Annotated in this window: 10 protein-coding genes; 2 read left to right on the top strand and 8 right to left on the bottom strand. The window is 61.7% G+C overall.

Annotated features, from left to right (window positions below):
- Positions 1-57 precede the first annotated feature (57 nt).
- A complete protein-coding gene (locus tag AC07V9_RS18580; RefSeq protein WP_495017119.1) occupies positions 58-216 on the bottom strand; it encodes a DUF3309 family protein in 159 nt (52 codons plus the stop codon).
- A gap of 522 nt (positions 217-738) precedes the next feature.
- On the opposite strand from AC07V9_RS18580, the gene AC07V9_RS18575 reads away from it, so the two are divergent.
- Entirely contained in the window at positions 739-1,551 is an 813-nt protein-coding gene (locus AC07V9_RS18575) for an SDR family oxidoreductase (protein WP_495017118.1), read from the top strand.
- A 216-nt stretch (positions 1,552-1,767) separates the two neighbouring features.
- Positions 1,768-1,965, top strand: coding sequence for a carbon storage regulator CsrA (csrA, locus tag AC07V9_RS18570; RefSeq protein ID WP_495017117.1), 198 nt, complete (start codon positions 1,768-1,770; stop codon positions 1,963-1,965).
- A 41-nt stretch (positions 1,966-2,006) separates the two neighbouring features.
- Here the strand turns inward: csrA and AC07V9_RS18565 are convergent, their stop codons facing one another.
- The 7 genes from AC07V9_RS18565 to AC07V9_RS18535 all read right to left on the bottom strand — a co-directional run bounded on the left by AC07V9_RS18565 (position 2,007) and on the right by AC07V9_RS18535 (position 11,829).
- Positions 2,007-2,237 carry a YheU family protein gene (locus tag AC07V9_RS18565; protein ID WP_495017116.1) on the bottom strand — a complete coding sequence of 77 codons (231 nt, stop codon included), beginning with the start codon at positions 2,235-2,237 and terminating at the stop codon, positions 2,007-2,009.
- A 248-nt stretch (positions 2,238-2,485) separates the two neighbouring features.
- The gene (locus tag AC07V9_RS18560) at positions 2,486-3,673 is read right to left on the bottom strand and encodes an osmoprotectant NAGGN system M42 family peptidase (protein ID WP_495017115.1); all 1,188 of its coding nucleotides are present in this window, start codon (positions 3,671-3,673) and stop codon (positions 2,486-2,488) included.
- Between the two features lie 98 nt (positions 3,674-3,771).
- Entirely contained in the window at positions 3,772-5,520 is a 1,749-nt protein-coding gene (gene ngg / locus AC07V9_RS18555) for an N-acetylglutaminylglutamine synthetase (RefSeq protein ID WP_495017114.1), read from the bottom strand.
- A 3-nt stretch (positions 5,521-5,523) separates the two neighbouring features.
- Entirely contained in the window at positions 5,524-7,296 is a 1,773-nt protein-coding gene (locus AC07V9_RS18550; RefSeq protein WP_495017113.1) for an N-acetylglutaminylglutamine amidotransferase, read from the bottom strand.
- Between the two features lie 306 nt (positions 7,297-7,602).
- Positions 7,603-8,691, bottom strand: a complete 1,089-nt coding sequence (locus AC07V9_RS18545) for a lipocalin-like domain-containing protein (RefSeq protein WP_495017112.1) — start codon at positions 8,689-8,691, stop codon at positions 7,603-7,605.
- Complete coding sequence (locus AC07V9_RS18540; protein WP_495017111.1) at positions 8,681-11,161, bottom strand: ABC transporter permease; 2,481 nt, start codon at positions 11,159-11,161, stop codon at positions 8,681-8,683. Before AC07V9_RS18540 ends, AC07V9_RS18545 begins: the two co-directional genes overlap by 11 nt.
- Positions 11,161-11,829, bottom strand: a complete 669-nt coding sequence (locus AC07V9_RS18535) for an ABC transporter ATP-binding protein (RefSeq protein ID WP_495017110.1) — start codon at positions 11,827-11,829, stop codon at positions 11,161-11,163. The genes AC07V9_RS18540 and AC07V9_RS18535 overlap by 1 nt, the downstream gene beginning before the upstream one ends.
- Positions 11,830-12,121: the final 292 nt, after the last annotated feature.

Here is a 12,121-nt window from a genome sequence, read left to right as displayed (position 1 = left end):
CCATCGCAATAAAAAACCCCGCCACTTGGACGGGGTTCTTCACTGGCTGCCAGGGGGTCATATCCTGCCGAGCAGAACCAGAATCAACAGAATCACCAGAATCGTACCGATAATCCCCGATGGCCCATAACCCCAATTTCTTGAGTGCGGGAAGACCGGCAGACCGCCGACCAGCAAGAGAATGAGGATGATGATCAGAATTGTGCCGATGCCCATGACGAGTTCCTTCTTGTGTACTTGGTAAGAGGCTATGCCGTTCAAGCATCCGCCAAGTTGGCGAAATACTTGTACTGCTTGAATTATCCGACTGTCGGCCAAGAGAAAAGGTTCTGGAGATCAGTCATAAAAAATAACATTTTTATTTATTCTCTATAAATCAATGGTTTGTCACTGACTCGCTTACATGTAAATCAAACTTTTGATTTTTAGAGCGGCCCCACTTACAGCAAATAAATCGGGAACTTACGTCTGCCGCTCAGGTCTCGAAAGTTGCCAGGGAGGCTCAATTAATAAGCAGCCTAACTACTTGTCTAGGTCAGACGTTAGAGAAGATCAGCTCGTTTTCTCCAGTTCTGTTGGCGCCTTTATCCGGTAGCGAGGTTAACCGCCCCTGAAATCACCGCGCGAGCCCTGAGGCGGCGGTTTGCCGGGGATATTCAGCAATCGAATGAAGGGCTTGTCCGACAATCCCTCTGTTTACACTGAGCGCACTTCCCCGAAATCGACAAGGCAACGGTTATGCAAAATCGCATCATGATCACTGGCGCAGGATCCGGCCTTGGGCGTGAAATCGCATTGCGCTGGGCACGTGAAGGCTGGCGCGTGGCGCTGTCCGACGTCAACGACGCGGGGCTTCAGGAAACCCTGAGGCTGGTGCGCGAAGCAGGGGGAGACGGTTTCGTACAGCGCTGTGACGTGCGCGACTACAGCCAGCTGACTGCCTTCGCACAGGCTTGCGAGCAAAAATTCGGTGGCATCGACATTATCGTCAACAACGCCGGAGTGGCGTCGGGCGGGTTCTTTGGCGAGCTGTCGCTGGAGGACTGGGACTGGCAGATCGCGATCAATCTCATGGGCGTGGTCAAGGGCTGCAAGGCGTTCCTGCCGCTGCTGGAACAGAGCAAAGGCAAGATCATCAACATCGCTTCCATGGCAGCCCTGATGCAAGGGCCGGCGATGAGCAATTACAACGTGGCCAAGGCTGGCGTGGTGGCGCTTTCGGAAAGCCTGCTGGTGGAACTGCGTCAGCAGGAAATCGGCGTGCATGTGGTCTGCCCGTCGTTCTTCCAGACCAACCTGCTGGACTCCTTCCGCGGCCCGACACCGGCGATGAAGGCCCAGGTCGGCAAGCTGCTGGAAAGCTCGCCGATCAGCGCCAGTGACATTGCCAGCTACCTCTATGATCAGGTGGCCAAAGACGAATTCATGATCCTGCCTCACGAACAGGGGCGCATGGCCTGGCAGATCAAGCAGCAGAACCCGCACACCATTTATGACGAGATGGCCAACATGGCCGACAAGATGCGCGCCAAGGCCAAGTCCACCGGCTGACATTCAACAACGAGCTTTTTGAGCACCGCGTATTTCTTCGGCACTAGGGCATGCGCGGTCTGACCCGTTCAATGATTGAAACAGCTATGTAGGACGCGTCTGTCAGCAACCGCCGATGACTCCTGAAGGGCAAGACTGATTTTTCCCCAGTGCATTGATGCATTGGATCCCACTTGTCACGCTGCCTCCTCGGTTACCACTTGGGGAGTAGGAAAAATGCTGGTATTGACGCGAGAAATTGGAGAGTCATTTTCCATCGGTGACGACATCACCGTGCAGATTCTGGGGATCACGGGCAATCAGGTGCGCCTGGGGATCAACGCCCCGCAGCACGTGAAGATTCATCGCAGCGAGGTGTACAAGCGGATCGCCGCGCGCCTGCAGCAAATGGCGGCGCAATCCGAGGGCGTCTAGACCCGCTCGCCGAACAGCACCCATGCCTTGCGGCACTTTTTTTACTCGTCGAAATATTCTTTGGGCACTTCGTGCTTGAGCATCAGCTGGCACTGTTGGCTGTCCAGGTCGAAGAAGATCACCGCCTGACCCTTGGTTAATGCATGCCGGACCCGCAGGACGCGGGTTTCCAGCGGCGTGTCGTCACCGTTGTCCGTACCGTCGCGGGTCACGAAATCCTCGATCAGACGGGTCAGCGTGTCAGCTTCGAGTTGGTCGTGGGGGATCAGCATAAGAGCGGCTCGGTCATCAAATGGGGTGGGTGGCGGGATGCTAGCGCGGTGAAGGGCCAGAGGCTACGTCTGTGTTGAAGCATTCCTACAATCTCTTCGGCACGACGGATCGGACTGTGGGAGCGAGTTCATTCGCGAGACGGTAGTACATCCGATAGAGATGAGTCAGGTATACCCATCTCTCGCGAATGAATTCGCTCCCACAGGTTGGCGTCCACACGTGGAGGCTGCAGGCAGGCGACCGATGCCTACCGCTGGCCCACTAACGTATCCACCGCTGGCACTCGCGTGTCCGTTTCCATCTGCGCGTCATGTTCGAGTTGATGACTGAAGTTCTCCAGTGACGCATTGGCCGGTTTCGCGTCGCTGGCGAACACGGGCGGGCTGAGGATGTAGGCGGTCAGCAGTTTGCTCAGGGTGCTGAGGCTGTCGATGTGAGTGCGCTCATAGCCATGGGTCGCATCGCAGCCGAACGCCAAGAGGGCAGTGCGGGTGTCGTAACCCGCCGTGATCGCCGAGTGCGCATCGCTGTAGTAATAGCGGAACAGGTCGCGGCGCACCGACAGTTCGTTTTCCTGCCCCAAGCGCAGCAAGTGGCGGGACAGATGATAGTCGTACGGGCCGCCGGAATCCTGCATCGCCACGCTCACCGCATGTTCGCTGGAGTGTTGGCCGGGGGCGACCGGGGCGATATCAATGCCGACGAATTCGCTGACGTCCCACGGCAGGCTGCCCGCCGCGCCACTGCCAATCTCCTCGGTAATGGTGAACAGCGGGTGGCAATCGATGGGCGGCTCGGCGCCGCTGTCGACGATGGCCTTGAGCGAGGCGAGCAGGGCGGCGACGCCGGCCTTGTCGTCCAGATGGCGGGCGCTGATGTGGCCGCTTTCGGTGAATTCGGGCAGTGGATCGAAGGCCACGAAATCACCGATGTTGATCCCCAGCGATTCGCAGTCGGCGCGCGTCGCGCAGTAGGCGTCCAGGCGCAGTTCGATGTGGTCCCAACTGATCGGCATGGTGTCGACGGCGGTGTTGAACGCGTGCCCCGAGGCCATCAACGGCAACACACTGCCACGAATCACGCCGGTGTCGGTGAACACACTGACGCGGCTGCCTTCGGCGAAACGGCTCGACCAGCAACCCACCGCCGACAGGCCCAGACGGCCGTTGTCTTTCACCTCACGCACGCTGGCGCCAATGGTGTCCAGGTGCGCGGAAACGGCGCGGTCAGGGCTGTTCTGTTTGCCTTTGAGGGTCGCGCGAATGGTCCCGCGACGGGTCAGTTCGAAGGGAATGCCCAGCTCTTCCAGACGCTCGGCGACGTAACGCACGATGGTGTCGGTAAAGCCCGTGGGACTGGGAATCGCGAGCATTTCCAGCAGGACTTTCTGCAGGTAATTCAGATCCGGTTCGAGGATTTTCTTTGCAGTGGTCATGGGAGGCTCCAGTTGAATCAGCGACGAGCTTTAAGCTGCAAGCTGCAAGTGGTCGCGCCGACTTCTTGCAGCTCGCAGCTTGCAGCTCACCGCTGCTGCTACCCGTGAACGGGCAAGCTGTGGGGAAACAACAGATCAACGAAGCGTTCGGCAGTCGGCTGTGGCTCGTGGTTGGCCAGGCCGCAGCGTTCGTTGGCTTCGATAAACACGTACTCCGGCTGATCGGCGGCCGGGACCATCAGGTCCAGACCCACCACCGGGATGTCGAGGGCGCGGGCCGCGCGGATAGCGGCGTCTTTCAACACCGGGTGCAGGATTGCCGTGACGTCTTCAAGGCAGCCGCCGGTGTGCAGGTTCGCCGTACGCCGAACCGCCAGACGTTCCCCGGACGGCAGCACGCTGTCGAAGCTGAAGCCGGCATCTTCCACGGTCCGGCGGGTTTCGTCGTCCATGGGGATCTTGCTCTCACCACCGGTTGCCGCCGAACGACGACGGCTCTGGGCTTCGATCAGCTGGCCGACGGTGTGACCACCGTCGCCCATGATTTCTGCAGGGCGGCGAATGGCCGCCGCGACCACATCGAAACCTATGACGACGATGCGCAAGTCCAAGCCTTCGTGAAAGCTTTCCAGCAACACGCGGGAATCGAACTGGCGCGCGCGCTCGACCGCTGCCTGCACATCTTCAATGGTGCGCAAATCCACCGCCACGCCCTGGCCCTGCTCGCCATCCACCGGTTTGACGACGATGCGTTCATGCTCGTCGAGAAACGCCAGGTTGTCATCGCCATTGCCCGCCAGCTGTTGCACGGGCAACTGCAAACCGGCGGCCTTGAGCACCTTGTTGGTCAGACGCTTGTCCTGGCACAGGGTCATGCTGACCGCTGTGGTCAGGTCGCTCAGGGACTCGCGGCAACGAATGCGCCGACCGCCATGAATGAGGGTGAACAGGCCCGCTTCGGCATCATCCACCTGCACTTCGATGCCACGGCGATGCGCTTCTTCAACGATGATCCGCGCGTAGGGGTTGAACTCCGCCTGCGGACCGGGGCCGAGGAACAGCTTCTCATTAATGCCGTTTTTGCGCTTGATGGCGAAAGTCGGCAGGTTGCGAAAACCGAGTTTGCTGTAGAGGTTTTTCGCCTGCTGGTTGTCGTGCAGCACCGACAGGTCCAGATAGGCCAGGCCACGACTCTGAAAATGCTCGATCAGATGGCGCACCAGCACTTCACCCACGCCAGGCCGGGTGCATTGCGGGTCCACTGCCAGGCACCACAGGCTGCTGCCGTTTTCCGGATCGTTAAAGGCCTTTTGATGATTGAGGCCCATCACGCTGCCGATCACCGCATTGCTGCTTTCGTCTTCGGCGATCCAGTACACCGGACCGCCTTGATGACGCGGGGTCAGCAAGTTCGGGTCGATGGGCAACATGCCGCGGGCGATGTAGAGGTGGTTGATCGCTTCCCAGTCGGCCTGGTTTTGCGCACGACGAATCCGAAAGCCGCGAAACACACGCTGCGCCGGGCGATAGTCGCTGAACCACAGGCGCAAGGTGTCCGACGGATCGAGAAACAACTGCTGAGGTGACTGCGCCAGGACCTGTTGCGGCGCGGCTACGTAAAGCGCGATGTCACGCTCGCCGGGCTTTTCGTTGAGCAGCTCGTTGGCCAGTGCCGCAGGATCGGGGTAGGTGTGCCCGATAAGCAGGCGACCCCAGCCGCAGTGCAGTGCCAGCGGCGCGTCATCGAGGGAGCTGCCGTCTTCGGCGAAGCGCGCCTGCAGGCGTTCGTAGGACGGCGCCTGACCGCGCAACAGGCGCTGGTTGTAGAGCGAAGCATTGGCTTTCATCGGTCACAGTCCTTGTTCGCTGAGCCACAGATTCAGGGCCGCGAGCTGCCACAGCTTCGAGCCGCGCAGCGGGGTCAATTGACTGTCGGGGTTGGTCAGCAGGGTGTCGAGCATGGTCGGGTTGAACAGGCCACGGTCCTGGCTCGAATCGAGCAGCAAGTCGCGCACCCAGTTCAACGTGTCGCCCTCAAGGTGCTTGAGGCCTGGCACCGGGAAGTAGCCTTTTTTGCGGTCGATGACCTCGGAAGGAATCACCAGACGCGCCGCTTCCTTGAGCACTTGCTTGCCGCCATCTGGCAGTTTGAAGCGCGCAGGGACGCGAGCCGACAGCTCGACCAGGCGGTAGTCGAGGAACGGCGTGCGTGCCTCCAGCCCCCAGGCCATGGTCATGTTGTCGACGCGTTTGACCGGGTCGTCCACCAGCATCACCGTGCTGTCCAGACGCAGCGCTTTATCCACACCTGCCTCGGCGCCCGGCATGGCGAAGTGTTCGCGTACGAAATCACCGGCGGCGTCGTTCTGGGTCAACCATTGCGGGGCGACGGTGGCGGCGTACTCGTCGTAGCTGCGGTCGAAAAACGCATCGCGATAAGCCGCATACGGGTCGCTGGCGCCATCGACTTGCGAGTACCAGTGATAACCGGCGAACAGCTCATCCGCGCCCTGGCCGCTCTGCACCACTTTGCAGTGCTTGGCCACCTCGCGTGACAGCAAGTAGAAGGCGATGCAGTCGTGGCTGACCATCGGCTCGCTCATGGCGCGAAACGCGGCAGGCAACTGCTCGATGATCTCGCTTTCCTTGATGCGCAGCTGATGATGGTTCGTGCCGTAGTGCTTGGCGATCAGGTCCGAATACTGGAACTCGTCGCCGCGCTCGCCGCCTGCGTCCTGAAACCCGATGGAAAAGGTCGACAGATCTTTCACGCCCACTTCACGCAGCAGGCCGACGAGCATGCTCGAGTCGACGCCGCCGGACAGCAGCACGCCGACGTCCACCGCCGCACGTTGACGGATAGCCACGGCTTCACGGGTGCTGTCGAGCACGCGGTCGCGCCAGTCTTCCAGGGTCAGGTTCGCTTCATCGGCGTGAGGGCCGTAAGGCAGCGTCCACCAGACCTTCTGCTCGACCTTGCCCTCGGCACTCACACGCATCCAGGTGGCCGGCGGAATTTTCTCGACGCCAGCGAGCAGGGTGCGCGGAGCAGGGACCACGGCATGGAAATTCAGGTAGTGGTTCAGGGCGATCGGGTCGAGCATCGGGCTGATGTCGCCGCCTTTGAGCAGGGCGGGCAGGGCCGAGGCGAAGCGCAGGCGTTTGTCGGTGCGCGACAGGTACAGCGGCTTGACGCCCAGACGGTCGCGGGCGATGAACAGAGTCTTGGTGTCGCGCTCCCAGATGGCGAAGGCGAACATGCCGTTGAGCTTGGGCAGCATGTCGGCGCCCCAGGCGTGGTAGCCCTTGAGCAGCACTTCGGTGTCGCCACCGGAATGGAACTGATAGCCGAGGCTTTCCAGCTCGGCGCGCAATTCCGGAAAGTTATAAATCGCGCCGTTGAAGGCCAGTGACAGGCCCAGATGGCTGTCGATCATCGGCTGCGCCGACCCGTCGGACAGGTCCATGATTTTCAGACGACGATGGCCCAGGGCAATCGGCCCCTGGCTATGAAAACCCCAGGCATCCGGGCCGCGAGGGGCCAGATGATGGGTGATGCGTTCTACTGCGGCGAGATCCGCAGGTTGGTTGTCAAAACGTAGTTCACCAGCTAATCCGCACATGAGTCCTTACCGGTTTTCCGTTGGGGAATGTGGCCGGGGAAGTCCGGCTACCCAAAGACTGACCGGTGAGGATTGCCAGAGTTTTAGAACGTTCGGTTATAAGCGGCGTGTCAGCACTGCGGCGTTATTTATTCTGCCGAAGGCGTAGCAGGCTGGCTTGCCAAGGATCTGACGCGAGGCGGCAGTAAAATCAGACACCTCGCCATGTCAGGCAGACCGCGTGTTCAGGGTTTGCTGCCGGTCCCCGGCAGATCGTCAGCGAGCTAGACTCCTACGCCCTCCGGGCAGAAGCCGTGTGTGCAAGGCTCAATACCCCGTCATCTCCAGATACCCCACACCCTCCTGCTTCCCGCTGACCTGCACCGGGCCCTCCCAATAGGGAATCTGCAAATCCATCCAGGCCTGTGGATTGAGCGCGTCGACTGAGACATCCACGCCCTTGCCGGGGATTTTTACCGACCAGCGGATGGGCATGTCGCGGCCTTCGACCTCGGTGGTGTCCTGCGGCGTCAGCTCGATGTCCTTCGCGGCAAGCAACTCGGTGCTGCCATCGGCGTTGATCCAGGTCCCGGTCAGGTAAGGTTCGCCGTCCTTCTGGCGCATGCGGTACAGCATCACGTCAGCGCCGCTTTTCAGGTGCAGCGAGAACCAGTCCCAGCCGGTCTGGTTTTCCGTCAGGGGCTGGCTGCTCCATTCGCGATCCAGCCAGGCGGGGCCGGAGACCTGATAGGTCTTGCCGTCGATTTCCAGCGTGCCGTCGGCCTGAAAGAACGGCTGACTGTAGTAGTACGACGCTTGCCCTTGCTCGGATTTCTGGCTGAAACCGTCCTGGCCCTGTAGCACCAGCGGCTTGTTCGAGGTCAGGTGCAGGCGGTAGTTGAACTGCGGGCCGCGGGCTTGCAGCTGCATGTCGGCCAGCGGGTTTTCGATGCTCGAATGGCTGCTGAACGCCCAGTCATCGATCCACGCCGTAAAGGGCGCCAGCGTGACGCCAGCCTGACCGACGCCCCCTCGGGCATAGCGCTCGGCGGCGTAGTGTTGGTCTTCGGAGGTGACGGCGGCATGGCCCATCCACAGGTTGCGATTGCGCCAGCCGTGCTCGTCGCTGGTGGCGGTCTTCGGGCGGGGCAGGGCATTGCGGAACAGCGTCCATTGCACGCCAAAGGACTGACCCTCGGCGTCCTTGAGGTTGGCGGTGATGTACCACCACTCGATGCGGAAATCGTTATGGCGGCCGTGGTCTTCGGGGAACACAAAGCGTTTGCCCGGCGTCACCTGTGCATAACTCGCGGCATCGTTGGCCAGCCCGGCAAAGCCTTTTTCTTCCTCGGTTTTGTCGTCGCAGCCACTGATCAACAGCGCGACGAGTAACAGGGCCAGCACCTTACTTTTCATTGGCGAAGGTCCTCAGCAAGTCAGCCGGCCGCGTGCGATACAGGCGATACAGCGGCCAGGCCGAAGCCAGCAGCGTGGCAAGCATCGCCAGAAGCATCAGGCGCAGCAACTGCCCAGGGAACACCTGCAAGGGCAGGCGCCAACCGAAGGCCTGCACGTTGATCACCGCATCCAGGCACCACGCCAGCAGCAGCCCCAGCGGGATCGCCAGCACCAGCGTCAGCACCGCCAGCAGCCAGGTCTGCGCCAGGTTCAGCAGCATCAATTGTCGACGCGTAACCCCAAGCGCCCACAAGGGCGCCAGTTGCCCAAGGCGACTCTGGCTCTGGGTCAGCAGGCTGATGAACAGTGCAACACCGGCCACCATCAGGGTCAGGCTATTAAGCGCAGCGGTTGCGGCAAACGTGCGTTCGAACACTTGCCGTGACCACGCCTTGAGCTGGATCTGGTCGACGATGCGGTTGTCGTCGATGGTGAATTTGTTGTGCAGCACTCGCAGCAATTGCGGGATCGCCCGGGTGTCGATGCGCAGGTTGAAGCGGTTGGGCGTGAGGTCCGGCCAGTGTTCGAGCAGATGGCTGGCGTTGACCAGCATGTGGCCCTTGGGGTTGCCGTAATCGGCGTAAATGCCCACCACGCGCAGCGGCCAGTCGCCATCGGGCGCGGGGAGTTTCACCTCATCGCCGACGCTGACCTTCAAGCGCCGCGCCAACTGCTCGCTGAGCATCAGGGTGTCATCCTTGGCCAGTTGCCCCCAAGGGTCGTCGCCTGCGGACTGCAGCAGCGGCCAGTGCTGGCGATAATGGGCGTTGTCGATCACCCCATACAGCTCGGCGGGCCAGCCGCGCAGCTGCAGCGACACCTGCCAGTTGGGCAGCACGGCGCGGGTCAGGGGTTGTTCGCTCAGCCACTTTTGTAAGGGCGCCGCCTGGGCCGGGTTCTGCGGGTTGATGTACAGCTCCGCGCTCAAGCGTTGTTCCAGCCAATGGGTGAAGGTCTGGCGGAAACCCGAGGTCATGCTGCCCGCGCCGATGTTGGCGGCCATGGCCAGCAGCAGCGCCATCAGCGCCAGGCTCAAGGCTGGCAACTGCTGACGGCAATCGGCGAGAAACCACTGCCCGAGCACCGAACGACTTTTACCGAGCAGCAGGTTGAGCAAGGCATTGAGCAGCACCGGCAGCCCCAGCGCAGCGCTTAACAAAAGACTGGCCATCAGCACGAAACCCACGGCCAGGCTGTTGCCGAACAGCGCCGCGAGCAGCGCGATCAGCGCCGAAATACCGGCGATCCAGCCTTGACGCTTGAGCCAGCGCGCGTGGGTATCGTGCCAGGCCTGTTCGTTGGCGAGGGCCAGCAAAGGCAGGCGCGCGGCGCGCAACAGACTGCTGGCACCCGCGAGAAAGGCGCCGAGCAAGGCCACGCCCAGGCCGCTCAACCACCACCAGATACTTAGATTCAGATGCCCGGCCACCTCGGCGCCGTACAGGCCGCGCAGGCTGGCGGCGACGTCGGGCAGCAACACGCTGGCCAGCCAGTAACCGCTGATGACCCCGGCGATCCCGCCCATCAAGGCCAGCACGCCGAGTTCGATCACCAGGCTTGCGATCAACCCCCGCCCGCTGACGCCACAGGCCCGCAGGTTGCGCAGCAGCCCACGACGCTGCTCCAGCGCCAGGCCAATTGCCGCATGCACGATGAACAGCCCGACCACGAACGACAGAAAGCCCAGCGCGTCGAGGTTCAAGTGAAAGCTTTCGGTGAGGCGGCCCAGGTCGTTGTCTTCGCCGCTTTTGCGAATCACCAGCTCGCCTTTCATGTCGTCGGGCAGCGGAGGCGGGTCTTCGGCGAAATCGCCGGGCAGGATCATCCGCGAGATTTGATCCGGCTGATTGAGCACCTGCTGGGCGAAACCGATGTCCATCAGCAGCAGGCCGGGGGCCATGTCGGCTTGGGCGCGCAACGGCGGCAGGGTTTGCCCGGCATCGGTCTGCGGTTGTTCGCCTTCGTGCAGCCCCAGCGCCTGCATCGTCTGCGGCGAAATCCAGGTGCTGCCCGGTGGTGTGAAGAAGTTGACCACCTGCTCGGTGTCCAGGGTCTGCCCGGCCAACGCAGTGTTGGCGGGCAGGGTCACCGGCTCGATGCCGAGCAGGACCAGTCGCTGATCAGGCAGGTCCTTGAGGGCAACGCGGCCACGCAAGGCAGGGGACACCGGCCACCCTGCGCGACGCAGGCTGACGAACAGTTCCTGTGAGTAGTTGGCGCCATTGGGCGCGACGAGCACTTTCTGCGGCTCGCCGCCGATCAATTGGCTGGCCTTGGCGTAGCTTTCCCGCGCCTGGCTGTTCAACGCCTGCACGCCGGTCAGCAGGCTGGTGGCCAGCCACAGGCCGGTGAGCACGCTGAAGAATTGCACCGGGTGGCGTCGCCAATGACTGAGCAGCGCCTTGAGGGTCCAGAAAAATACCGGCATCAGCGATCGCCTTCAGCCGCCAGACGGCCCAGATGCAGTACCGTCCGGCGATGCAGGCGCGCAGCGACCTTGGGGCTGTGGGTGACCATCAACACGCTGGTGGGGCTGTCGGCGAGCAGGTCCAGCAGCAATTGCAGCACTTCGTCGCTGGTGTTTTCGTCAAGGTTGCCGGTGGGCTCGTCGGCCAGTAGCAGGCCAGGGCGAGAGGCGAGGGCACGACCAATAGCGACGCGTTGTTGCTGGCCGCCAGAGAGTTGCTCGGGGTAACGCTTGAGGAGCGCGCCAAGGCCCAGGCGTTCGACCAGTTCGGCTTGCCACTCAGGGGAATAGCGCCCGGCCAGACGCGCTTGAAAGGCCAGGTTGTCCTCGACCTTGAGGCTGCCGATGAGGTTGAACTGCTGAAACACCAGACCGATTTCCGTGCGTCGCCAATTGGCCAGTTGCGCTTCGTTCATCAGGTCCAGCCGCTGCCCGGCGATCTCGATGCTGCCCTGATCGGCGTGATCCAGCCCGGCCACCAGATGCAACAACGTGCTCTTGCCGCTGCCGGATTCGCCCATCAACGCAAGGCTTTCACCCTGACCCAATTGCAAATCCACGCCCCGCAATACCGCCAACGGGCCTTGGGCCGTGGCATAGCTCTTGAACACGTCCTGGACTTGCAGCATTGACCGATACCTGGAGAGGGAATGAGGTGGAGGATAGCGGGTTGTCTGGGGTAGGTGTAAACAGCGGGCGGGTGCAGATTTGTAGTCGGTTGGATACGTTTGGTGACTGGCCGCAATACCTGTGGGAGCCGGCTTGCTGCGGGCCGCGGTCGGACGAATGCGGTGTGTCACTCAAGATCCCTGTCACTGACCCACCGCCTTCACGGCCGTCGTAACCTCCGGCTGCTCCTACAGGGGATCTGCGGCGTGCCAAAAAGTCATGATCATCACTGAACCTGTGGGAGCTTCTGGA

This window comes from Pseudomonas sp. GW821-FHT02A11 (assembly GCF_059421985.1).
The sequence above is the reverse complement of the archived record's forward strand: the minus strand, read 5'-3'. Positions and strand labels throughout refer to the sequence as shown.